Below are 21,804 nucleotides of genomic sequence, written 5' to 3' on the forward strand. Positions count from 1 at the left end.
TCGGATCCGCCGCGCGGCAGCACGGCGTGTCGGTGCCGCCCACTAGGCTTTCGAACGTGGCAGATCCGGCGACCTACCGACCCGCCCCCGGCTCGATCCCCGAGTCCCCCGGGGTGTACCGGTTCCGCGACGAGCACGGCCGCGTGATCTACGTGGGCAAGGCCAAGAGCCTGCGGCAGCGCCTCAACTCCTACTTCGCCGACTACTCCGCGCTGCATCCGCGCACGCAGACCATGGTGCAGACGGCCGCGAAGGTCGACTGGACGGTCGTCGCCACCGAGGTCGAGGCCCTCCAGCTCGAGTACTCCTGGATCAAGGAGTTCGACCCGCGGTTCAACGTCCGTTACCGCGACGACAAGTCGTATCCCTACCTCGCCGTCACCCTGAACGAGGAGTTCCCGAGGGTGATGGTGATGCGCGGTGCCAAGCGCAAGGGCGTGCGCTACTTCGGGCCGTACTCCCACGCGTGGGCGATCCGGGAGACGGTCGACCAGCTGCTGCGCGTGTTCCCCGTGCGGACGTGCAGCGCGGGGGTGTTCAAGCGGCAGCACCAGCTCGACCGGCCCTGCCTGCTCGGCTACATCGGCAAGTGCTCGGCGCCGTGCGTCGGCCGCGTCACGCCCGACGAGCACCGCCTCCTCGCCGAAGACTTCTGCGACTTCATGGCGGGCCACACCACCCGGTTCATCAAGCGCCTCGAACGCGACATGCGCGAGGCCGCCGTGTCGCAGGAGTACGAGCGCGCGGCCCGCCTCCGCGACGACATCCGCGCCCTGGAGCGCGCGCTGGAGAAGCAGGCCGTCGTCCTCGCCGACACCACCGACTGCGACATGATCGCCTTCGCGGAGGACGAGCTTGAGGCGGCCGTCCAGGTCTTCTACGTGCGCGGCGGCCGGATCCGCGGGCAGCGCGGCTGGGTCGTCGACAAGGTCGAGGACGTCACCACCGCCGACCTCGTCGAGCACTTCCTCATCCAGATCTACAGCGAGAGCGAATCGGTACCGCGGGAGGTGCTCGTCCCGGCCCTGCCGCCGGAGGAGGAGGCGATGACCGAGCTGTTGACCGAGCAGCGCGGCGGGCCCGTCCGGCTCCGCGTCCCGCAGCGCGGCGACAAGAAGTCCCTGCTGGAGACCGTCGCGCGCAACGCGCACGAGGCGCTCAAGCAGCACAAGACGCGCCGCGCGTCAGACCTCACCACCCGCAGCCGCGCGCTCCAAGAGCTCCAGGACGCCCTGGAGCTTGACGACGCGCCCCTGCGCATCGAGTGCTACGACGTGTCGAACCTTCAAGGCACCAACGTGGTCGCCTCGATGGTCGTGTTCGAGGACGGCCTGGCCCGCAAGAGCGAGTACCGCCGGTTCTCGATCAAGGCCGTCGAGGGGCAGGACGACGTCCGCTCCATCCACGAGGTCATCACCCGCCGCTTCAAGCGGTACCTCGCCGAGAGCGAGAAGCTGGGCGAGCTCGATCACCTCGGCGACCCTGACGAAGAAGGGGCGCACCAGCCGATCGACCCGGAGACCGGCAGGCCGCGCAAGTTCGCCTACCCGCCCAACCTGGTGCTCGTCGACGGTGGCCCGCCGCAGGTCGCCGCCGCGCAGCGGGCGCTCGACGAGCTCGGCGTCGACGACATCGCCGTCTGCGGCATCGCCAAGCGGCTGGAGGAGATCTGGCTGCCCGGCGAGGCCGACCCGGTGATCCTGCCGCGCAACAGCGAGGGCATGTTCCTCGTCCAGCGGGTCCGCGACGAGGCGCACCGGTTCGCGATCACCTTCCACCGGCAGCGGCGGTCCAAGTCCATGACGGTGAGCGAACTCGATAACGTTCCGGGTCTGGGCCCGGCGCGCCGCGCGGCGCTGCTGAAACACTTCGGATCTCTGAAGCGGCTGAAGGACGCGACGCCCGAGCAGGTCGCCGAGGTCCCGGGGATCGGCCTGCGCAGCGCCGAGGGCATCGTCGCGGCGCTGCACGGCGCCGCGGTCCCGCGCGGGGGCGACGGGACGCGCGGTGACGGCACGGGCGGAAACGACGGGGAGCACACGGGGAGAGGGTCATGACCAGCGAGACGAAGATCCCGGACATCGTGATCGTCACCGGCATGTCCGGGGCGGGCCGCAGCACCGCGGCCAAGTCCCTGGAAGACCTCGACTGGTTCGTGGTCGACAACCTGCCGCCCGGGCTGCTGGCCACGATGGCCGACCTCGGCGGCCGGGTGAAGGACGCCGTGCCCCGCATCGCCGTCGTCGTCGACGTCCGCAGCCGCGCGTTCACCGAAGACCTGCACTCCTCCATCGCCGAGCTGGAGGCGCGCGGCGTCCACCCGCGCGTGGTGTTCCTGGAGGCGAACGACGCCGACCTGGTGCGCCGGTTCGAGAGCGTCCGCCGCCCGCACCCGCTGCAGGGCGACGGCCGCCTCGTCGACGGCATCGCCCGCGAGCGGGAGCTGGTCCGCGAGGTCCGCGCCGAGGCCGACCTGGTGATCGACACCAGCGGCCTCAACGTGCACGAGCTGCGCAACAAGATCATCGGGTTCTTCGGCAACGACACCGGCGAGACCAGCCTCCGCGCGACCGTCGTGTCGTTCGGCTACAAGTACGGGCTGCCCGTCGACGCCGACCTCGTCGTCGACTGCCGGTTCCTGCCGAACCCGCACTGGGTGCCGGAGCTGCGGCCGAAGACGGGCCGCGACGCCGCCGTCCGCGACTACGTCCTCGGGCAGCGCGGCGCCAAGGAGTTCCTGTACGCCTACGCGGAGGTGCTGCGGCTTCTCGCCGACGGCTACGAGCGTGAGGGAAAGCACTACGTGACGCTGGCCGTGGGCTGCACCGGCGGCAAGCACCGTAGTGTGGCCATGGCGGAACAGATCGCCGCCCGGCTGCGGGACGAGGGCATCGAGGTGCAGGTCGCCCACCGCGACCTCGGCCGCGAGTAGAATCCCCGTCCGGCCCCTTGTTGGGGGGCGACCCCCACAACCCCCGGGAAACGAACCGGCGCCCGGCGGGTCCCGGACGAGGAGAGCAGGTCGACGCCACGGTGAAGCCCAACGGCCCGAAGGTCGTCGCGCTCGGCGGCGGCCACGGCCTCTACGCCTCGCTGTCGGCGCTGCGCCGCGTCACCGACCGGCTGACCGCGATCGTCACCGTCGCCGACGACGGCGGCTCCAGCGGCCGGCTCCGCCGCGAGCTCGGCGTCCTGCCGCCCGGCGATCTGCGCATGGCGCTCGCCGCGCTGTGCGGCGACGACGAGTGGGGCCAGACCTGGCGCGACGTCGTCCAGCACCGGTTCCGCAGCGAGGGCGACCTGCGCGGCCACGCGGTCGGGAACCTCCTCATCGTCGCGCTTTGGGAGCTGCTCGGCCAGGAGGGCGCCGTCGACGGGCTCGACTGGGTGGGGCGGCTGCTCGGCGCGCACGGCCGCGTCCTGCCGATGGCGGCCGTCCCGATGGACATCGTCGCGGAGGTCCGCGGCGCCGACCCGTCCAGGCCCGACGAGATCACCCACGTGAAGGGGCAGGTCGCGTGCGCGAAGACGCCCGGGAGCGTGCTCGGCGTCTCGCTCGTCCCGGCCGACCCGCCCGCCTGCCCGGAGGCGCTCGCCGCCGTCGACGACGCCGACTGGATCGTGTTCGGGCCCGGCTCCTGGTTCACCAGCGTCCTGCCGCACCTGAAGGTCCCGGCGCTGGCCCGCGCGCTCGCCGGGTCCCGCGCCCGCCGCGCCGTCGCGCTGAACCTGGCGCCGCAGCCCGGCGAGACCGACGACTTCTCCCCGCAGACCCACCTGGAGGTCCTGCGGGCGCACGCACCCGGGCTGAGCGTGGACGTCGTCCTCGCCGACCGCGGGGTGGTGGACGACCCGGCGGCCCTCGACAAGGCCGTCCAGGAGATCGGCGGGCGACTCGTCCTCGCCGATGTCGCGGCCGACGACGGGTCCCCGCGCCATGAACCGGCCCGTCTGGCCCAAGCCTTCGTACAGATATTCAGTGAGTGACGTCCGGCACCGCCGCGATCGGCGAGACTGCTGGGAGTCCGATAGGGGGAGGGGTCCGAACTCATGGCGATGACCGGTGTGGTCAAGGACGAGCTGAGCAGGCTGACGATCATGAAGCCGTGCTGCCGCAAGGCCGAGGTCTCGACGCTGCTGCGCTTCGCGGGCGGCTTGCACCTGGTCAGCGGGCGCATCGTGATCGAGGCCGAGATCGACACCGGGGTCGCGGCACGACGGCTGATCAAGGACATCGCGGAGGTCTTCGGGCACACCTCCGAGGTCGTCGTGCTCGCGCCGAGCGGGTTGCGTAAAGGCAACCGCTACGTCGTCCGCGTCTTCCGGGAAGGCGAGTCGCTCGCCCGGCAGACCGGGCTGATCGACAACAACGGGCGGCCCGTCCGCGGGCTGCCGCGGCACGTCGTCGCGGGCGCGGCGTGCGACGCCGAGTCGGCGTGGCGTGGCGCGTTCCTCGCGCACGGCTCGCTGACCGAGCCGGGCCGGTCCATGTCGATGGAGGTGACGTGCCCGGGCCCGGAGGCGGCGCTCGCGCTGGTCGGCGCCGCCCGCCGGCTGAAGATCCACGCGAAGGCGCGCGAGGTCCGCGGCGTCGACCGGGTCGTCGTCCGCGACGGCGACGCGATCAGCGCGCTGCTCACCCGGCTCGGCGCGCACGACAGCGTCCTCGCCTGGGAGGAGCGCCGGATGCGCCGCGAGGTCCGAGCCACCGCCAACCGGCTCGCGAACTTCGACGACGCGAACCTGCGCCGCTCCGCCCGCGCCGCCGTCGCCGCCGGCGCCCGCGTCGCCCGCGCGCTGGAGATCCTCGGCGACGAGGCGCCCGAGCACCTGGTGAAGGCCGGCCGGCTGCGGCTGGAGCACAAGCAGGCGTCGCTGGAGGAGCTCGGCCAGCTCGCCGACCCGCCGCTCACCAAGGACGCCATCGCCGGCCGCATCCGCCGCCTGCTCGCCATGGCCGACAAGCGCGCCGGCGACCAGGGCATCCCCGGCACGGACGCCAACCTGACCGCCGAGATGCTCGCCCCCTGACCCCTCGGCGCCGAGTTCAGCGCGGGGTGGCGTCGCCGCGCAGGACGCGGTGGACGAGATCGTCGCGGAGCTGCCCGTAGCCGGTCTCCGCCCAGACGCTTTCGGCCGGGTCGGCCTCGTAGTAGGGGACGTCGCGGCCGTTCCTGCGGTCCATCAGGACGTCCGGCGTCTCCTTGCCGCGCACCGCGCGGGCGCACGGCCGGCAGCTGCTGACCCGCAGGCTCTTGCGCGACCCGATCGGCCGCCATTCGATCCTGGTGGCCGCGTCCCCGTGCAGCGGGTTGAAGAAGCACAGCGGCATCGGCGGGATCTCCGGCTCGCCGTTCGCGACGGCCTGCGCGGAGGCGAAGGCGTCGCGGCCCTGGTCGAGCAGCACCAGGACACCGGCGAGGTCCGGGACGCCCCGGGCGGCGTCGAGGGTCTTGCCCGCGGCCTGGTAGGCGTCCAGCGCGCCGGTCATCAGGGTGCGGGCCCGCTCGCCGGTGGTGGGCACGGTGCTCTCGTCGAGCAGCTCGCCGAACGCGATGACCTCGCGGGACGCCTGCTCGCGCAGCTGGTCCTCGTTCGCGCGCCGCGCGGTGGCGAAGACCGTCCGGGGCATCAGCAGGCCGCCGCCCTCCCGCCGGACGGACGCCATCCGGCGCCGCCGCCACAGCAGGAACCCGCCCATCCCGACGACCGCGAGGCCCGCCGCACCCGCGCCGAGGGGAAGGGCGAGGCCGTCGTCGTCTGTTCGGCCTGCCCGGGGCTCGCCGGTCCGGTTCGCGGCCTCGCGCCGCTCCTTGCTGCGCCGGTCGATCTCGGCGGAGACCCGGTCGTACTCCTGCTTGCCGGTGCCCGCGATGATCAGGTCGGTGACGCGGGACAGCCGGGCCGCGAGCGTCGCGTCGCGCATGGTGCGGTCGAGCGTGACCGCCCAGGCGGCGTCGCGCGCCTGGTGGTCGCCGCCCCACTCGCGGGCGGTCAGGTCCTGGCTGTCCTCGCGGAGCGTGATGAAGATCCCGTCGCGGCCGAGCCGGTCGTGCACGACGGTGACGAGCTGCTCGGCGTCCGCCCAGGTGCCGCCCGTGACCAGCGGGACGAGCACCACGTAGATCGGCGCCGGCGCCTGCTTGAACTTGGCGATGAGGCCGCGCCGCTCCGCGTCCGGCAGCGCGGACGCGATCGACGGGTCGACGTACACGGGGGAGCGGCGCAGCGCCGCGGCCAGCCGTTCGCCGGGGGACGGTTCACTCAACACCGAGGTACCTCATCACACGAGGAAGGAACTTCTTGCCGTTCGCGCCCCACGCCGTATCGCGCCACACGCCGGGGATCGCGGTGTGCGGGCGGCCCCCGATCTCCATCAGGTGGTGCCTGCGCAGCCCGCCGCGGCGCGCCTGGCAGGCGCCGCAGAGCGGGCACGGCTTCGGCAGGACGCCGTCGCCGTCCAGCTTCGGGACGTACCCGCGCCCTGTCGAGTCGCCGTGCAGCGGGTTCACCAGGCACGGGACGGGCGGGGAGGCGACGTTCCGGGTCAGCGCGGCGCGGCCCCGGCGGGCCAGGACGATCGCGCCGGCGAGATCGATGGCGCGCTCCTTGTCGTCCTTGGCGTCGTCGTAGAGAATCTGCGCGGCGTCGTAGGCCGACACGGCGAAGTCGCGCCCGCGGTCCGCCTCGGCCGTGCCGAGCAGGTCGCGGAGCCGCCTCAGCTCCCTGGACGCGTTGCGCCGCAGCCACCGCATCCCGGGCCTCCGGGGCGCCCAGGGGTGCTTCTCGACCTCGCTCGCACCGGACCGTCCCCTGCCCGGCCGTCCCCCGCGGACCAGGGCGAGGACGCCGATGCCCGCCCAGTACAGCAGCCCGGCCGTGAGCGGCCCGACCAGCAGGAGCCCGGTGAGGAGCGGGCCCTGGACCTCGGGGTCGCTGGGCGTCAGCTTGTTCTCCTCCCCGAACGGATCGGGGCTGGAGTACAGCCGCGGCGTGGACGGTGACGCCGACGGCGCGACGGCGTACCCGTTCAGCCGCTGGACGAGACGCTCCGCGAGCCCCTCGAACGGGCGGTCATAGTCGGCCGGACGCGAGGAACCCGGCTCGTCCTCGTCCAGCGGAGAGAAGTCGTAGTCGCGCGGCACCTGGAACGCCTCGGACTCCAGGCCGCCGCGCGAATTGACCATCAGGTACAGCCCGTCGCGGCGTGACCGGTCGTGCAGGGCGAACAGGAACGCCTCGTCGCGTCCCTGCGACTCCGAGTCGTTCGGGTTCGGGATCACGACGACGTAGACGGCGGTGCCGATCTGCTCCGCGGTCTGCTGGACGGCCTGGCGCACCCGCCCGCGCTCGGCCGCGTCGAGGGCGCCGCTGACATCGGGGTCGACGAACAGCGGGTCCTTCGCCAGCGCGGCGGCGACGCGGTCGAGGCGCCGGCCGGCGTGCGGCGGATCGTCCGCGGCGGCGGCGACCGGCCCCACGCCCATGATCAGGACGACGAGCAGCGCCGCGACGCGCGCGCTCCTCATTTCCGCCCCCTGCCGCCGCCCCGCGTGCCCTTGCTCTCGCCCGTGCGCCTGCCGCGGCTCGGGCCGCTCCGGTTCGCCCTGCGGACGCGGCGGGCGACCAGCAGCCCGAGAAGCGGCAGCCCGGTGAGCGCCGCCCCGCCGCCGAACGCGGCCATCTCGACCCGGTCGGCCCGCCGGTCGGCCTTGTCGTCGGCGTCCAGCGCCTTGCGGGTCGCCGACTTCGGCCGCGGCCGCGGATGATCGCGCCGCTCCCTGGCCTGGCCCGACAGGGCGATGTCCACGAACCGCCCGATCATGTCGACTGCGCTGACGTCATAGGGCAGCTCGAACTTCGCGGCCCACCAGGCGTCGTCCACCGGAAGGCGCCGGGAGCCGCCGAACTGCCGGGCCTCGCCGTGCCCGCCGGACGGGTCGACGACGACGTAGACCCCGTCCTTGCCCAGCCGGTCGCGGAGCAGCACCGTGAGCGCGTCGGCCCGGTTCTCCTCCCCGAGGCCGAGGGTCGGCGTCACCGCCACGTAGGCGGGCACGCCGAGCCGGGCGACCGACGCCCTGATCCGCGCGGCGGCGTCCGGGGGCAGCGACCGCGGCGCGTGGTCGGTGACGTACACCGGGTCGCGGCGCAGCGCCGCCGCGAGGTGGTCGGCGCGGGACAGCTGGCCGGCACGTTCCAGCGGCGCCGCGGCGGCGGGCCCGGCCCGGCCCGCGAACAGGCAGGTCAGAACCCCGCACAGGACGAGGACGAGCAACCGGGCGGGGCGCATGGAGCGGGATTCTACTGATGACCGGCGAAACGCCCTCAACCGCCGGATCTCCCAGGCCATCCGGTGTCGGGCTACCCGCTGGTCATTGGATAGGGTCGAGGCTGGGGGAGATCCCCGAAAAGACGTAGCTGACAGTCCGGCTGACCACCGGGCGCTTAGACGTGCGAGGAGCCGTTCCGTGACAATCCGCGTAGGCATCAACGGGTTCGGCCGGATCGGCCGGAACTTCTACCGGGCCGTGAAGGCGTCCGGCGCCGACATCGAGATCGTGGCGGTCAACGACCTGACCGACAACGCCACGCTCGCCCAGCTGCTCAAGTACGACAGCATCCTCGGCCGCTTCCCCGAGGAGGTGCGCGCCACCGCCGACGAGATCGTCGTGGGCGGCAAGGCGATCAAGGCGTTCGCCGAGCGCGACCCCGCCAACCTGAAGTGGAGCGACGTCGGCGCCGACGTCGTCATCGAGTCCACCGGCTTCTTCACCGATGCGACCAAGGCCAAGGTGCACGCCGACAACGGCGCCAAGAAGGTGATCATCTCCGCGCCGGCGAAGAACGAGGACGTCACGCTCGTCCTCGGCGTGAACGACGACAAGTACGACCCGGCCAGCCACACGGTGATCTCCAACGCGTCCTGCACCACCAACTGCCTGGCCCCGCTGGCGAAGGTGCTGCACGACAGCTTCGTCATCGAAAAGGGCCTGATGACGACGATCCACGCCTACACCCAGGACCAGAACCTCCAGGACGCCCCGCACAAGGACCTGCGCCGCGCCCGCGCCGCCGCGCTGAACGTCGTCCCGACCTCCACCGGCGCCGCCAAGGCCATCGGCCTGGTGCTGCCCGAGCTGCAGGGCAAGCTGGACGGCTACGCGCTGCGCGTCCCGGTGCCGACCGGCTCCGCCACCGACCTGACCGTCACGCTGTCCCGCGAGGTCACGGTCGAGGAGGTCAACGAGGCGTTCCGCACCGCCGCGGAGGGCGCGCTGAAGGGCTACCTCACCTACACCGAGGACCCGATCGTCTCCAGCGACATCGTCACCGACCCGGCGTCCTGCATCTTCGACTCCGGGCTGACCAAGGTCATCGGCGACCAGGTCAAGGTCGTCGGCTGGTACGACAACGAGTGGGGCTACTCCAACCGGCTCGTCGACCTCGTCAAGCTCGTCGGCTCGCAGCTGTAACCCGCGACTGCGACCCGCAGCCCTTCGCGCCGTGGCCGCCCACGACCGGCAGTGCGGCCACGGCGTGTCCATGTACGGAAGGACACCGCATCCCGATGCGCACCATTGACGACCTGGACGTCGAAGGCCGCCGCGTCCTCGTCCGGGCCGATCTGAACGTCCCCCTGGAGGACGGCGCGATCACCGACGACGGGCGGATCCGGGCGAGCCTGCCGACGATCGAGGCGCTGCGGACCAGGGGCGCCAAGGTCATCGTCTGCGCCCACCTCGGCCGCCCCAAGGGCGAGGTCAAGCCCGAGTTCTCCCTCGCTCCCGTCGCGGCGCGGCTCGGCGAGCTGCTCCGCGTGGACGTCGCGTTCGCCACCGACGTCGTCGGCGACTCCGCCCGCGCCACCGCCGGCGCCCTCCCGGACGGCGGCATCGCGCTCCTGGAGAACCTGCGCTTCGAGCCGGGCGAGACCAGCAAGGACGACGCCGAGCGCGGCGCGTTCGCCGACCGGCTCGCCGCCCTCGCCGAGATCTACGTCGGGGACGGGTTCGGCGCCGTCCACCGCAAGCACGCGTCGGTGTACGACGTGCCGGAACGGCTCCCGCACGCCGCGGGCGGGCTGATCGTCGCCGAGGTCGAGGTGCTGAAGCGGCTCACCGAGGACGTCGAGCGCCCCTACGCCGTCGCCTTGGGCGGCTCGAAGGTGTCCGACAAGCTCGGCGTGATCGACAACCTGCTCGGCAAGGCCGACCGCATCCTGATCGGCGGCGGCATGGTCTTCACGTTCCTCAAGGCCCAGGGCCACGAGGTCGGCAAGAGCCTCCTCGAAGAGGACCAGCTCGGCACCGTCCGCGAGTACCTGCGCCGCGCCGAAGAATCCGGTGTCGAGTTCGTGCTCCCGGTCGACATCGTCGCCGCCACCGCGTTCTCCGCCGACGCCGAGCACGACGTGGTCGCCGCCGGCGCGATCCCGGCCGACCGGCTCGGCCTGGACATCGGCCCCGAGTCCGGCAAGCTGTTCGCCGCGCGCCTCGCCGACGCCCGCACGATCTTCTGGAACGGCCCCATGGGCGTGTTCGAGATGGAGCCGTACGCGAGCGGCACCCGTGCCGTCGCGCAGGGCCTCATCGACTCCGGCGCGTTCACCGTGGTCGGCGGCGGCGACTCCGCCGCGGCCGTCCGGCGGCTCGGCTTCGACGAGGCCGCCTTCTCCCACATCTCGACCGGCGGCGGCGCCAGCCTCGAATACCTCGAAGGCAAGACGCTGCCCGGCCTGCAGGCCCTGGAGGACTGACCGATGGCCCCCGCGACTCCCTCTTCCGGCAAGCCCGACGCCCGCAAACCGCTGATGGCGGGCAACTGGAAGATGAACAACAACCACCTTGAGGCGATAGCGCTCGTCCAGAAGATGGCGTTCGCGCTCAAGGACGCCGACTACGCCGCCGTCGACGTCGCCGTGATCCCGCCGTTCACCGCGATCCGCTCGGTGCAGACGCTCATCGACGCCGACAAGTACCCGATCGAGTACGGCGCGCAGGACGTCTCGCCGCACACCTCGGGCGCCTACACCGGCGACATCTCCGCGGCAATGCTCGCCAAGCTGCGCTGCACCTACGCGCTCGTCGGGCACTCCGAGCGCCGCCAGTACCACGCCGAGGACGACGCGCTCGTCAACGCCAAGGCCAAGGCCGCGCTCTCCGCCGACCTCACGCCGATCCTGTGCGTCGGGGAGGGCCTGGAGGTCCGCAAGGCCGGCGGGCACGTCGCGCACGTGATCGAGCAGCTGGACGGCGGCCTGGAGAAGATCATCGCCGACCAGGTGCGGCGCACCGTGATCGCCTACGAGCCGGTCTGGGCGATCGGCACCGGCGAGGTCGCCACCCCGCAGGACGCGCAGGAGGTCTGCGCGGCCATCAGGACGCGGCTCGCCGAGCTCTACGACGGCGGAGTGGCCGACGAGGTGCGTATCCTGTACGGCGGCTCGGTGAAGGGCGGCAACATCGCCAAGCTGATGGCGCAGGCCGACGTGGACGGCGCCTTGGTCGGTGGTGCCAGCCTGGACCCGGGAGAGTTCGTCAAAATCTGCCGGTACCGGGATCTTCCCGTCTGATCAAACTGATCAATTACGCGTGAACCGGGGGTTCTTGCCGAACCAGCGGGATGTTCGTCGTACCCTTCGTAGCTGACGGGTAAACCGCCCGGCCGGACCCACCGTCTGAACTACAGACCGTCCTGAACTACAGACAAGGCGCTGAATCGTGATCATCGCATCCTCCATCGTGCTCATCGTCACGAGCCTGCTGATGGTCGTCCTCGTCCTCATGCACAAGGGCAAGGGCGGCGGACTGTCCGACATGTTCGGCGGCGGCATCTCGTCGTCCCTGGGCGGGTCGTCCGTGGTCGAGCGCAACCTCGACCGGCTGACGATCGCCGTCGGCGTCCTCTGGTTCGCCTCGATCGTCGCCCTGGGGCTCCTGTTCAAGGGCGACGCCTGAGCAACCCGTTCCACCAAATGCGAACGCCGCGCCGTCCCAGGAGGTCACGGGCGGCGGCGGAAGACCAAGCGAGGAGTACTCCGTGGGTAGTGGCAACGCGATCCGGGGCAGCCGTGTCGGGGCCGGTCCAATGGGAGAGGCGGAACGTGGCGACGCCGCCCCCCGCGTATGGGTGACCTTCTACTGCGCCAACCGGCACGAGACCCGTCCCAGCTTCGCGACGGACGTCGCGGTTCCCGAGACCTGGGACTGCCCGCGCTGCGGGTTCCCCGCGGGGCAGGACTCGGACAACCCGCCGGCCCCGCCGAAGACCGAGCCGTACAAGACTCACCTGGCGTACGTGAAGGAGCGCCGCAGCGACGAGGACGGCGAGGCCATCCTCGAAGAGGCGCTGGCCAAGCTGCGCCAGAAGCGCGCCGCCGTGAAGCAGGCCCTGGAGTCCGCGAGCCGCTGACGGCCCGCGCCCCTGAGCACCGCGTGGCCCGGCCCCCTTGTGCGGGGGCCGGGCCGCGCGCTTTTCGCCGCCCCGGGGGCGAGGACGCGCCGGGCCCCGATCCGCCGCGCGGTGACCCGGGCGCACGCCAGCAGCGGCTTCCCGCCGCGCTCCCGGTACAGCGGCACCGGGAGCGACGCGGAGAGCGAGTCGGAACGGCGGTTCGCGCTCGCGCTCGCGCTCGACTGCATCCTCGACGGCCTGGCGGCCCGCCGCCGCTGAAACGCCCGTCCGGCACCGATCCCCGCGCGGGCGAGGGGCGTGTCGGTATGATGGCGGGCACGTGACTGGCGCAGTCAAGGTGGACTCGACCACCGGGGAGCGAAGCAGTCCGCACACCGCGCGCCTGGGTGTACGGGTCCCCATCCGCCGGGGTGCCCGAACCCTGGCGCGGACAGCGCGGAGGCATCCCATGCACCAACCGGCCGTTCCCCACCTGCACGACCAGGACCCCGAGATCGCCGGGCTGGTCGAGGACGAGGCCCGCCGCCAGTTCGAGAAGCTCCGGCTCATCGCCTCGGAGAACTACGTCTCGCCCGCCGTCCTGGAGGCCGCCGGGACCGTCCTGACCAACAAGTACTCCGAGGGGTACGCGGGCAAGCGGTACTACGAGGGCCAGCAGTTCGTCGACCCGATCGAGACGCTGGCGATCGAGCGCGCGAAGGAGCTGTTCGGCGCCGAGCACGCCAACGTCCAGCCGTACTCGGGGTCGCCCGCCAACCTCGCCGTCTACATGGCGTTCCTCGACCCCGGCGACCCGGTGATGGGCCTGTCGCTGCCGATGGGCGGGCACCTCACCCACGGGTGGTCGGTGTCGGCGACCGGCAAGTGGTTCCGGCCCGTCCGCTACGACGTGCGCGCCGACACCGGACGCGTCGACATGGACCAGGTCCGCGACCTGGCGCTGAGGGAGCGGCCCAAGCTCATCTGGTGCGGCGGCACCGCGATCCCGCGGACCATCGACTTCCCCGCGTTCGCCGAGATCGCCCGCGAGGCCGGCGCGGTGCTGGCCGCCGACATCGCGCACATCGCGGGCCTGATCGCGGGCGGCGCGCACCCGTCCCCGGTCGGCCACGCCGGCGTGATCACCACGACCACGCACAAGACGCTGCGCGGCCCCCGCGGCGCGATGATCCTCTCGGCGGCCGAGCACGCCAAGGCGGTCGACAAGGCCGTGTTCCCCGGGCTGCAGGGCGGCCCGCACGACCACACCACCGCTGCCATCGCCGTCGCGCTGAAGGAGGCGTCGCAGCCCGGCTTCGCGACGTACGCGCACCAGATCGTCGCGAACGCCAAGGCCCTCGCCGCCGCGCTGCTGGAGCGCGGCTACGACCTGATCTCCGGCGGCACCGACAACCACCTCATCCTCATCGACCTGACCAGCAAGGGCATCGGGGGCAAGCCCGCCGCGCAGGCGCTCGACCGGGCCGGGATCGAGCTGAACTACAACGCCGTCCCGTTCGACACGCGCAAGCCGTTCGACCCGTCCGGGCTCCGCGTCGGCACCGCCGCGATCACCACCCGCGGGCTCACCGAGGAGCACATGCCGCGGATCGCGGCCTGGCTGGACGAGGTCGTGCAGGCCGCGTCCAAGCAGGACGAGAGCGCCGTGGAGCGGGTCGCCGGGCAGGTCCGCGAGATGCTCGCGTCCTACCCGATCCCCGGCTGGACGCCCACGCCCTGACCGGCCGGGCGCCTAGGCCCCGCGCAGGATCGTGATCATGCGCCAGGCGGCGGGGTCGGTGAGGGCCACCGCGTCCGCGCCGGCCCCGAAGTCGCCGTGCCGGGCCAGGACGTCCAGGCCGCCCGCGAGGCGGATCGCGGCGTCCAGCTCGGTCGCCGTCCAGAACCGGTACGGGACGACGTCGCGCAGCACCCGCGTGGCGCCGTCCCCGGTGATGGTCATCGTGACGTGGTCGTCGGCGATCTGGGTGACCGGGTCGAGCCGGTCGCCGGGCTCGCCCCACCGCACGCTGGCGTGGACGCCGCCGCGCTCGACCGTCCAGCCCGTGCTGACGCTCGGGTCGTCGGTGAGCCGGTCGCGCGGATGCGACATCTCCACGATGTACAGGCCGCCGGGCGACAGGTGCGCGGTCACCCGGCGCAGGTGCGCGACCAGCGCGTCCAGCGTCATCAGGTGGGACGTCGAATCCAGCATCGTCACGACGAGATCGAACCGGCGGCCCAGGTCGAACCGCGTCATGTCGTCTTGGACGACCGTCACCTCGACACCATCGCGCGCCGCCGCGCGGGCCGCGTAGGCGCACATCTCCGCGTTCAGGTCGAGCGCGGTGGCGGCGAGGCCGCGGCGGGCGAACTCCCGGGCGTGCTCGCCCGGCCCGGCGGCCAGCTCCAGCACCGTCGCGGGCGGCGCGCCGTGCTCGGCGCACCAGGCGAGCAGCGCGTCCACCTCGGCGCGCACGTCGCGGAACGAGCAAGCCAGCTCATACGCCCACGGGTCGTCGTAGATGCCGCTCACCGGGCCATCCTGCCAGGCCGGACGCCGCGCCGGGACAGGTGTCACGCGAGCGACAGATCATCGTGCGGCAAGGGTTTCACATTCCGGACGGGGACTTGAGCCGCCCGGGCCGACCGCCTAGCGTGCGGTAAGTGATCGACCCCGTGAGCGGTGAGCACGTCAACGACCGACCATCCCGCGGTCCGGCCACGACCCGGCTCCCGCTGCTGCTCCCCGGCACGCTCAGCGACGAGCAGCTGGCCGTCTACGAGGCGGTGACCGGCGGCCCCCGCGGCACCGGCTCCGCACGCACGACCCCGTCCCCGGAGGACGACGACCCGGACTCCCCGGCGGCCGGACCGGCGGCGGAACCGCCGTTCGGCCTGGCCGACGAGTCCGGGCGCCTTCTCGGGCCCTTCAACGCGATGCTCTACAGCCCGTCCGTCGGGCTGCCGCTGCAGGACCTCGGCGCCGCGCTGCGGTTCCGCACCGCGTTCACCAAGCGCGAGCGGGAGATCGCGACGCTGGTCGTCGCCGCGCACCTGCGCTCGGACTTCGAGTGGTACGCGCACGAGCGGATCGGGCGCCGCGCCGGGCTCGCCGACGGCGAGATGGACGCGCTGCGCGAGGGCCGCGCGCCGATGCTCGCCGACGTCCGCGAGCGCGTCGTGTACGAGGCGACCCGGCAGCTCGTCGCCGACGGCGACCTCGCCGACGCCGTGTTCACCGAGGCGGCGACGACGCTCGGCCGGGTCGCCGTCGTGGAGCTGGTCACGCTCGTCGGGTACTACCGGGCGCTGGCGCTGCAGCTGCGCGTGTTCCGGGTCGGAGTCCCGGACGGCGAGCCTGCGCCCGAATGGCCCGCCGCCGGTGGCCGGGCCACGGAGGACGGGCATGAGTGAGGTCCTGCGCACGGTGCGGCTCGTCCTGCACCCCGTGTCCATGACGGACCACGGCGCGCTGCTGACGCACTGGACGGGCCCGCTCGTCCGGCGGCACCTCTTCCACGACCGGCTGATCTCCGCCGTCCAGGTGTCGGAGATCATCGACTCCAGCGAGCGGGACTTCGCCACCGAGGGCTACGGGCTGTGGGCGCTGCGCCCCGCCCGCTGGTCCGGCGGGATCGACGGCACCGACGTCCGCGCGCCCGCCGCCGGTGACCCGCTGATCGGCGTGGCGGGGCTCAGCCACCACGACGGCCCGCTCGGCCACGGCGTGGACGTGGAGATCCTCTACAGCCTCGAACCGGACCACTGGGGCCGGGGCCTGGCCGCCGAGGCGTCCCGCGCGGTCCTCGACTACGCGTTCGGCGTGGTCGGCGTGCACCGGGTCACCGCCGAGATCGACACGGCGAGCCCGGCGTCGGCGGAGATCGCGCTGCAGCTTGGGATGCGCCGCCGCCCGGACGGCCCCGCCGGACCCGACGGCGCCGCCTACTACGCCGCCGACCGCTCCCGCTGGATCGGATCCCGCCGCATCGTCGACGCCGTCCCCTAGACGAGGTCTTGAACGTCCCCGTACGAGGGCACGGGGTGGTCGCGGACCTCTCCGGTGACGGCGAGGGCCGTGGCCACCGTCGTTTGCAGCGCCTTGCGGAACAGCAGCGAGCCGGTGCTCACGCGGTGGACGCCGAGCCGGGCCAGCCGCTCGTACTCGGTCTTGCCGGGCATGAACAGCACGTTCAGCGGCACGTCCGCGGCGTCGAGGACGGCGCGGATGTCGGCGTCGTCCACGATCCCGGGGACGAAGATCCCGTCCGCGCCTGCGGCGGCGAACGCGCTGGCCCGGCGCAGCGTCTCGTCCCGGTCCGGGTCGCCCAGCCAGAACGTGTCGGTGCGGGCGTTGAGGAACACCTGGGGCGCGGCCTGCTTCACGGCGGCGATGAGGGCGGTCTGGTGGTCGAGCGGCGCGAGCGTCCCGTCGGGGCGTCCGTCCTCCAGGTTGATCCCGGCGATCCCGAACGAGGCCAGCTCGGTGACGAGTTCGGCGACGTCCGTGGCCCGGGTGGAGAACCCGCCCTCGATGTCGACGGTCACCGGCACGGGAAGGCGGGCCAGGACGCTGGCCAGCGCGATGGTCTCGGCGCGGGTGCCGCCCGCCGCGTCGGGCTTCCCGGCGGCCGCCGCGACGCCGAGGCTCGTCGTCCCGATCGCGGGGAACCCGGCCCTGACCAGCGCGGCGCCGCTCGCGAAGTCCCACGCGTTCGGCAGCAGCAGCGGACGATCACCGTGATGCAGATCATGGAAACTCACCGATGGGCCTCCGTCCCGGGCCGAACGTCAGGTGGAACCGTTCCCGCCGGCCGGGATCGAAACGGCCGGGCCGCCGCGCCAGGACGGGAAGGGGCGGGTCCCGGTGGCCACCTCGAAGGCGGCGCGCGCGAGCAGCCGGGTGGAGTCGAGCGTGGGCAGCGGCGACACCTCGGGCGTGACCAGCAGCGGGATCTCCGTGCACACCAGCGCGACGGCGTCGCAGCCGCGTTCGGCGAGCCGCCCGATGACCTCCGCGTACGCGCGGCGGGACTCGTCGGTGAAGACACCGTTGACCAGCTCCGCGAAGATGATCCGGTGCACGGTGTCGCGGTCGGCGGCGTCCGGGACCTCGGCGGCGATGCCGCGCGCCGCCAGCTCACGCGGGTAGAGCGGGCCGTCCATGGTGTAGCGGGTGCCGAGGACGCCGACGCGGGTCCGCCCGTCCCGGGCGGCCTGCTCGGCGACCACCTGCGCGATGTGCAGGCCGGGCAGCGGCAGGCCGGTGCCGGGACGTTCGAGCGCCATGTGCGCGGTGTTGTCCGGGCAGACGAAGAAGTCGGCGCCCGCCGCCGCGAGCCGCCGCACGCTCTCGGCGAGCGTCGCGCGGATCGGCTCGTGGTCTCCGGCGTCCCAGGCGGGCATGCTCCGCGCCAGCGCGATGAGGTCGAGCGTCACGTCCGGGTGGTCGTCCGGGCCCAGTTCGCGGAATCCCTCCTGGCAGAAGGCGCGCAGGCACAGCGCGGCGCCTTCCATGCTGTGGGCGAGGATGCCGAGGTGCTTCATGCTCTGTCCTGTCCGGTGCGGTACGGCGTGGTCACGCGTCCATCATCGTCCAGGACGTGCGGTCAGCCCCTCCTGACCGCGCTGATCGCGAGGGTGGTGTAGGCCACGAGGAGGCCGCCGCCGAGCCGGTCGAGGACGGGGGCGACCCCGTCCCGCACCTCCGCGAGCCTGTCCGGCGGGAGCCGTGTGAAGGCGCCGAAGGTGGGCAGCTGGTCCAGCCACTCGTCGCGGGTGTACGACCGCTCCCAGCGGAAGCGCCGGCGGTCCGGTTCGCCGAACGCGCCCGCCCGGTGCATCCCGGCGGCGGCCTTGTCCAGGCCGGGGGAGTACAGGTCGGCGGCGGGCCTCGTGAACGTGCCGAAGTCGATCGGTGAATCGGGGATCACCCGCCGGCAGACGTCGGCGAGGGCCTCCGCGACCTCGGACGGAAGCTGCTGCGCGTTCCAGAACACCGACAGCAGGCCGCCGGGCCGCAGGATCCGCGCGGCCTTGGCGGCTCCGGCGTCCGGGTCGATCCAGTGCCAGGCCTGGGCGGCGACGACCGCGTCGAACTCCCGGCCGGCCGGGTCCCAGTCCTCGAACGTCGCGACGTCGGCGGCGATCCCGTGGCGGCGCGCCAGATCGGCCATGCGCGCGTCGGGCTCGACTCCCAGGACCTCGGCGCCGGCGGCCCGGAGCTGCCGGGCGGCGATCCCGGTGCCGCAGCCGACGTCGAGGACGTCCGGGCCGGGCGCGGCGGCGACGATCCGCTCGATCAGCTCGGCGGGGTAGCGGGGGCGGGCGCGGTCGTAGCGTTCGGCGTCGGCGCCGAACGACTCCGCCATCTCCCGGTGCCGATGGGGCTCGTTCCCGGAGGGTTGAGTGGGCATGCGCCCACCTTAGTGGGCACGTGCCCACTCGGCCATCTCAGGGTACGGGGACGAGGCCGCCGTCCACGCGGAGGTCGATCCCGTTGATGTAGCCGGCGAGCGGGCTGGCCAGGAACGCCACGGTGGCGGCGATGTCGTCCGCGGTGCCGAGCCGGCCGGCCGGGTTGGGCGCGTACTCGGCCGTCACCCGCGGCTCCAGCTCCTCCCAGGTCCGCGGCCGGCCGCGGCGGGCGGCGCCGTCCTCGAACAGCCTGCGCATCCCCGCGGTGACGATCACGCCGGGGCTGACGGTGTTGGCGGTGACGCCCGTGCCGGTGAGGTGCCGGGCCAGGCTCGTGGTGAGGTTGACGACCGCCGCCTTGGCCGCCGAGTACTCGACCAGGTTGGGCAGGGGAGTGGTCGCCGCCCGGCTGCCGAGGTTGACGACCCGGCCCCAGCCGCGCTCGCGCATGCCCGGCAGCACGGCCCGGATCACGCGGACGGCCGACAGCACGTTTCCGTTCCACGCCGCCTGCCACGCCTCGGGGCCGGCGTCGTCCCAGTCGTGCTCGGCGACGGGGCCGGCGTTATTGACCAGCACGTCCACGCCCCAGGCGGCGGCCCGCGCCGCGACCTCGCCGGCCGCGGCCTCGTCGGTGAGGTCACCGAGCACGACCTCCGCGCTGCCGCCCGATGACCGCACCTGTCCGGCGACCGTCTCCGCGCGTTCCGCGTGCCGGCCGTGCACCAGCACCGCGCATCCCTCGGCCGCCAGCCGCAGCGCCACCGCCGCGCCGATTCCGCCGCTGCTCGCCGTGACCAGCGCCTTCCGTCCGCCAAGCTCCAGATCCATGGCCCCCGACCCTAGCCGGGACCACCGACGCCCCCCGGGGGGCGCGGCAGGCCGCTGTTAGGGTGCACAGGTACTGTTGATCTTGGCGAAGGAGGCCGGCGGTGGCGTGTCGGATCAGTGAGCTGGTGCTCGACTGCCGCGACCCGGAGGCGCTGGCGGCGTTCTGGTGCGAGGTGCTGGGCTTCGTGGTGCTGCACCGGGAGGACGGCGACGTCGAGGTCGGCCCGAAGGAGGGCTTCGGCGGGCTCCAGCCGACGCTGCTCCTCAGCCGCAGCGACGACCCCAGGAGGGGCAAGCTGCCGCTGCACATCGACGTCAACCCCACCGACCGCGACCAGGACGCCGAGCTGGAGCGGCTGCTGGCCGCCGGGGCGCGGCACGCCGACGTCGGGCAGACCGGCGAGGAGAGCTGGGTCGTCCTCGCCGACCCCGAGGGCAACGAGTTCTGCCTGCTGAGGCGCCGCCTCGACTGATCCGCCCGCGCCGGTCAGGCCGGGGCGTGGCGGGTGAGGACCAGCTGGTCGCCCGGCAGCGGGCGGGCCTCCAGGAGGCGGAGCGGGACGGGCCCGCGGCCCCCGAACACCGGGGTCCCGGCCCCGAGGACGGCCGGGCCGAACATCAGGTGCAGCTCGTCGACCAGCCCGGCGGCCAGCAGATCGTTCCACAGCGTGCGGCTGCCGAACATCAGGATCTCCTTGCCCTCTGCCTTCTTGAGCTCGGCGATCCGGGCGTGGGCGTCGGCGCGCCGGACGATCTCGGTGTTGTCCCAGGGCGCCGTCCGGGCCGGGGTGAGGGTGTCGGAGACGACGACCTTGCCGATGGCGTCGTTGAGCCGGGAGATCTCGCGTTCGACGGGCGGCTGGGAGGCGTCGTCGGCGATGGGCGGCCAGTAGCTCTTGAAGCCCTCGTAGCTGCTGCGTCCCAGCAGGAGCGTGTCGGCGGCGCGGAGGCGTTCGGCGTTGTACTCGCTGAAGCCCTCGGCGAAGGGAAGGCCCATGACGTCGTTGCCGGGGCCCTCGTAGTAGCCGTCCAGCGAGACGATGTTGGTGACGATCAGCTTGCGCATCGGTTTCTCCATGTGGTTCAGGTGTTTCACAGGGGGAGAGACACGGCGTGCCGCGGATTCATCGGTCAGGCCGGGATTTCTTCCGGGAGGCCGAACAGCGGGTACAGCGCGGGGTCGAGGAAGGCGGAGATCCGGGTGATCCGGCCGTCGCGGAGGCTGAGGACGTTGATCGCGCCCATCCGGAAGCGGCCGTCGGGGTTCCGCTGGTAGCACGCGAATCCTGGCTGGCCGTTCACCTGGAGGGGGACGAGGCGCCAGGGCGTCTCGAAGACCCGCTCGGCGAAGAAGCGGGCGACGTCGTCGCGGCCGTCGAACCAGGCGGGCAGCGGCGGCATCGTGAACCGGACGTCGTCGGCGAGCAGGGTGACGAGGGCGTCCACGTCGGCCCGTTCCCAGGCGGTGACGAACGCGTCGATCAGCTCGCGCCGCCCGTCCGCGCCGAGCGCGGCCAGCTCGGTCTGCTGGCTGGGCCCGGGCACCCGCTCCTGGACGGCCTTCCGCGCGCGCTGCAGGGCGCTGTTCACGGCCGCCGGGGTGAGGTCCAGGAACGAGGCCACCTCGGCGGCGGAGAACTCCAGGACCTCGCGCAGGATCAGCACGGCGCGCTGCGTCGCGGGCAGATGCTGCAACGCGGCGACGAACGCGAGCTCGACGTTCTCGCGCTGCGCGAACGACGCCTCCGGGCCGGGCTCGTCGGCGGCGACGTCGTCCGGCCACGGCTCCAGGAAGACCGGGCCGGTGACCGGCTCACCGAGGTCGCGGACGTCGCGGCGCGGCGGCCCGTGGTCGGGGGACAGGACGCGCCGCGGACGCTTCGAGGCGAGCCGCAGGCAGGCGTTGGTGCTGACCCGGTACAGCCAGGTGCGCAGCGAGCTGCGCCCCTCGAACCCGGGGAGGCCGCGCCAGGCGGCGAGCAGCGATTCCTGGAGGCCGTCCTCGGCGTCCTGGAGGGAGCCGAGCATGCGGTAGCAGTGCGCCTTGAGCTCGGTCCGGTACCGGCCGACCAGGACGTCGAACGCCGCTTCGTCTCCGGCGCGTGCCCGGGTCAGGAGTTCGGCCTCGTCCACACGGGGAGCCTAGCCGGTGACGGG

24 protein-coding genes and 1 riboswitch are annotated in these 21,804 nt (G+C 73.1%); of the genes, 14 read left to right on the forward strand and 10 right to left on the reverse strand.

The window, feature by feature from the left end:
- The first annotated feature begins 56 nt into the window (after nt 1-56).
- From uvrC to whiA, 4 genes are all read left to right on the forward strand, one after another.
- On the forward strand, nt 57-2,057 hold the full coding sequence (gene uvrC, locus ACH34S_RS21080; protein ID WP_395954400.1) for an excinuclease ABC subunit UvrC: 2,001 nt from the start codon (nt 57-59) through the stop codon (nt 2,055-2,057).
- Nucleotides 2,054-2,932, forward strand: coding sequence for an RNase adapter RapZ (rapZ, locus tag ACH34S_RS21085; protein ID WP_395954401.1), 879 nt, complete (start codon nt 2,054-2,056; stop codon nt 2,930-2,932). The genes uvrC and rapZ overlap by 4 nt, the downstream gene beginning before the upstream one ends.
- A gap of 101 nt (nt 2,933-3,033) precedes the next feature.
- A complete protein-coding gene (gene yvcK, locus ACH34S_RS21090) occupies nt 3,034-3,987 on the forward strand; it encodes a uridine diphosphate-N-acetylglucosamine-binding protein YvcK (protein ID WP_395954402.1) in 954 nt (317 codons plus the stop codon).
- Between the two features lie 63 nt (nt 3,988-4,050).
- Nucleotides 4,051-5,031, forward strand: coding sequence for a DNA-binding protein WhiA (whiA, locus tag ACH34S_RS21095; protein ID WP_395954403.1), 981 nt, complete (start codon nt 4,051-4,053; stop codon nt 5,029-5,031).
- A 16-nt stretch (nt 5,032-5,047) separates the two neighbouring features.
- Here whiA and ACH34S_RS21100 read toward each other — a convergent pair whose 3' ends face one another.
- From ACH34S_RS21100 to ACH34S_RS21110, 3 genes are read right to left on the reverse strand one after another with little or no spacing between them, the layout of a single operon-like run.
- A complete protein-coding gene (locus tag ACH34S_RS21100) occupies nt 5,048-6,271 on the reverse strand; it encodes a hypothetical protein (protein WP_395954404.1) in 1,224 nt (407 codons plus the stop codon).
- Nucleotides 6,261-7,529, reverse strand: a complete 1,269-nt coding sequence (locus ACH34S_RS21105) for a hypothetical protein (RefSeq protein ID WP_395954405.1) — start codon at nt 7,527-7,529, stop codon at nt 6,261-6,263. The genes ACH34S_RS21100 and ACH34S_RS21105 overlap by 11 nt, the downstream gene beginning before the upstream one ends.
- Nucleotides 7,526-8,293 (reverse strand): hypothetical protein, encoded by a 768-nt coding sequence (locus tag ACH34S_RS21110; RefSeq protein ID WP_395954406.1) that lies wholly within the window; start codon nt 8,291-8,293, stop codon nt 7,526-7,528. Before ACH34S_RS21110 ends, ACH34S_RS21105 begins: the two co-directional genes overlap by 4 nt.
- Before the next feature lie 178 nt (nt 8,294-8,471).
- Between ACH34S_RS21110 and gap the strand changes: the two genes are divergently transcribed.
- The 7 genes from gap (at nt 8,472) to glyA (ending at nt 14,137) form a co-directional block, all read left to right on the forward strand.
- The gene (gene gap, locus ACH34S_RS21115) at nt 8,472-9,476 is read left to right on the forward strand and encodes a type I glyceraldehyde-3-phosphate dehydrogenase (protein WP_395954407.1); all 1,005 of its coding nucleotides are present in this window, start codon (nt 8,472-8,474) and stop codon (nt 9,474-9,476) included.
- Nucleotides 9,477-9,571: 95 nt separating this feature from the next.
- Complete coding sequence (locus tag ACH34S_RS21120; RefSeq protein WP_395954408.1) at nt 9,572-10,759, forward strand: phosphoglycerate kinase; 1,188 nt, start codon at nt 9,572-9,574, stop codon at nt 10,757-10,759.
- Between the two features lie 3 nt (nt 10,760-10,762).
- Entirely contained in the window at nt 10,763-11,575 is an 813-nt protein-coding gene (tpiA, locus tag ACH34S_RS21125) for a triose-phosphate isomerase (protein ID WP_395954409.1), read from the forward strand.
- 148 nt (nt 11,576-11,723) lie between these two features.
- Nucleotides 11,724-11,960, forward strand: coding sequence for a preprotein translocase subunit SecG (gene secG, locus ACH34S_RS21130; RefSeq protein WP_138643046.1), 237 nt, complete (start codon nt 11,724-11,726; stop codon nt 11,958-11,960).
- Nucleotides 11,961-12,042: 82 nt separating this feature from the next.
- Nucleotides 12,043-12,414 (forward strand): RNA polymerase-binding protein RbpA, encoded by a 372-nt coding sequence (locus ACH34S_RS21135; protein WP_132170676.1) that lies wholly within the window; start codon nt 12,043-12,045, stop codon nt 12,412-12,414.
- 111 nt (nt 12,415-12,525) lie between these two features.
- On the forward strand, nt 12,526-12,675 hold the full coding sequence (locus ACH34S_RS21140) for a hypothetical protein (RefSeq protein ID WP_395954410.1): 150 nt from the start codon (nt 12,526-12,528) through the stop codon (nt 12,673-12,675).
- A gap of 51 nt (nt 12,676-12,726) precedes the next feature.
- Nucleotides 12,727-12,812, forward strand: a riboswitch (ZMP/ZTP riboswitch).
- Between the two features lie 53 nt (nt 12,813-12,865).
- Nucleotides 12,866-14,137: a serine hydroxymethyltransferase gene (gene glyA / locus ACH34S_RS21145; protein ID WP_395954411.1), complete on the forward strand. Its 1,272-nt coding sequence runs from the start codon at nt 12,866-12,868 to the stop codon at nt 14,135-14,137.
- Nucleotides 14,138-14,149: 12 nt separating this feature from the next.
- Here the strand turns inward: glyA and ACH34S_RS21150 are convergent, their stop codons facing one another.
- Complete coding sequence (locus ACH34S_RS21150) at nt 14,150-14,932, reverse strand: class I SAM-dependent methyltransferase (RefSeq protein ID WP_395954412.1); 783 nt, start codon at nt 14,930-14,932, stop codon at nt 14,150-14,152.
- Nucleotides 14,933-15,063: 131 nt separating this feature from the next.
- Between ACH34S_RS21150 and ACH34S_RS21155 the strand changes: the two genes are divergently transcribed.
- On the forward strand, nt 15,064-15,813 hold the full coding sequence (locus tag ACH34S_RS21155) for a carboxymuconolactone decarboxylase family protein (RefSeq protein ID WP_395954413.1): 750 nt from the start codon (nt 15,064-15,066) through the stop codon (nt 15,811-15,813).
- Nucleotides 15,806-16,408 carry a GNAT family N-acetyltransferase gene (locus ACH34S_RS21160; RefSeq protein ID WP_395954414.1) on the forward strand — a complete coding sequence of 201 codons (603 nt, stop codon included), beginning with the start codon at nt 15,806-15,808 and terminating at the stop codon, nt 16,406-16,408. Before ACH34S_RS21155 ends, ACH34S_RS21160 begins: the two co-directional genes overlap by 8 nt.
- Here ACH34S_RS21160 and ACH34S_RS21165 read toward each other — a convergent pair.
- The 4 genes from ACH34S_RS21165 to ACH34S_RS21180 form a co-directional block, all read right to left on the reverse strand.
- Nucleotides 16,405-17,163 carry an isocitrate lyase/phosphoenolpyruvate mutase family protein gene (locus ACH34S_RS21165; RefSeq protein ID WP_395954415.1) on the reverse strand — a complete coding sequence of 253 codons (759 nt, stop codon included), beginning with the start codon at nt 17,161-17,163 and terminating at the stop codon, nt 16,405-16,407. The two genes, ACH34S_RS21160 and ACH34S_RS21165, sit on opposite strands and share 4 nt — an antisense overlap.
- Nucleotides 17,164-17,190: 27 nt before the next feature.
- Entirely contained in the window at nt 17,191-17,946 is a 756-nt protein-coding gene (locus tag ACH34S_RS21170; RefSeq protein WP_395954416.1) for an aspartate/glutamate racemase family protein, read from the reverse strand.
- Nucleotides 17,947-18,008: 62 nt separating this feature from the next.
- A complete protein-coding gene (locus ACH34S_RS21175; RefSeq protein ID WP_395954417.1) occupies nt 18,009-18,815 on the reverse strand; it encodes a class I SAM-dependent methyltransferase in 807 nt (268 codons plus the stop codon).
- 37 nt (nt 18,816-18,852) lie between these two features.
- Nucleotides 18,853-19,647, reverse strand: coding sequence for an SDR family NAD(P)-dependent oxidoreductase (locus ACH34S_RS21180; RefSeq protein WP_395954418.1), 795 nt, complete (start codon nt 19,645-19,647; stop codon nt 18,853-18,855).
- A gap of 101 nt (nt 19,648-19,748) precedes the next feature.
- On the opposite strand from ACH34S_RS21180, the gene ACH34S_RS21185 reads away from it, so the two are divergent.
- The gene (locus ACH34S_RS21185; RefSeq protein ID WP_395954419.1) at nt 19,749-20,120 is read left to right on the forward strand and encodes a VOC family protein; all 372 of its coding nucleotides are present in this window, start codon (nt 19,749-19,751) and stop codon (nt 20,118-20,120) included.
- Nucleotides 20,121-20,134: 14 nt separating this feature from the next.
- Here ACH34S_RS21185 and ACH34S_RS21190 read toward each other — a convergent pair whose 3' ends face one another.
- Nucleotides 20,135-20,713, reverse strand: a complete 579-nt coding sequence (locus ACH34S_RS21190) for a dihydrofolate reductase family protein (RefSeq protein ID WP_395954420.1) — start codon at nt 20,711-20,713, stop codon at nt 20,135-20,137.
- A gap of 65 nt (nt 20,714-20,778) precedes the next feature.
- Nucleotides 20,779-21,780, reverse strand: a complete 1,002-nt coding sequence (locus ACH34S_RS21195) for a sigma-70 family RNA polymerase sigma factor (RefSeq protein ID WP_395954421.1) — start codon at nt 21,778-21,780, stop codon at nt 20,779-20,781.
- Nucleotides 21,781-21,804: the final 24 nt, after the last annotated feature.

This window comes from Actinomadura sp. 3N508, from assembly GCF_044326375.1.
Taxonomy (GTDB): domain Bacteria; phylum Actinomycetota; class Actinomycetes; order Streptosporangiales; family Streptosporangiaceae; genus Spirillospora.

What these genes read in the sequence shown, in the direction of transcription:
- rapZ (WP_395954401.1), top strand. Translation starts at nt 2,054, where the DNA reads ATGACCAGCGAGACGAAGATCCCGGACATCGTGATCGTCACCGGCATG.
- whiA (WP_395954403.1), top strand. Translation starts at nt 4,051, where the DNA reads ATGGCGATGACCGGTGTGGTCAAGGACGAGCTGAGCAGGCTGACGATC.
- ACH34S_RS21105 (WP_395954405.1), bottom strand. Translation starts at nt 7,529, where the DNA reads ATGAGGAGCGCGCGCGTCGCGGCGCTGCTCGTCGTCCTGATCATGGGC.
- ACH34S_RS21110 (WP_395954406.1), bottom strand. Translation starts at nt 8,293, where the DNA reads ATGCGCCCCGCCCGGTTGCTCGTCCTCGTCCTGTGCGGGGTTCTGACC.
- ACH34S_RS21120 (WP_395954408.1), top strand. Translation starts at nt 9,572, where the DNA reads ATGCGCACCATTGACGACCTGGACGTCGAAGGCCGCCGCGTCCTCGTC.
- tpiA (WP_395954409.1), top strand. Translation starts at nt 10,763, where the DNA reads ATGGCCCCCGCGACTCCCTCTTCCGGCAAGCCCGACGCCCGCAAACCG.
- glyA (WP_395954411.1), top strand. Translation starts at nt 12,866, where the DNA reads ATGCACCAACCGGCCGTTCCCCACCTGCACGACCAGGACCCCGAGATC.
- ACH34S_RS21160 (WP_395954414.1), top strand. Translation starts at nt 15,806, where the DNA reads ATGAGTGAGGTCCTGCGCACGGTGCGGCTCGTCCTGCACCCCGTGTCC.
- ACH34S_RS21170 (WP_395954416.1), bottom strand. Translation starts at nt 17,946, where the DNA reads ATGAAGCACCTCGGCATCCTCGCCCACAGCATGGAAGGCGCCGCGCTG.
- ACH34S_RS21175 (WP_395954417.1), bottom strand. Translation starts at nt 18,815, where the DNA reads ATGCCCACTCAACCCTCCGGGAACGAGCCCCATCGGCACCGGGAGATG.
- ACH34S_RS21180 (WP_395954418.1), bottom strand. Translation starts at nt 19,647, where the DNA reads ATGGATCTGGAGCTTGGCGGACGGAAGGCGCTGGTCACGGCGAGCAGC.
- ACH34S_RS21190 (WP_395954420.1), bottom strand. Translation starts at nt 20,713, where the DNA reads ATGCGCAAGCTGATCGTCACCAACATCGTCTCGCTGGACGGCTACTAC.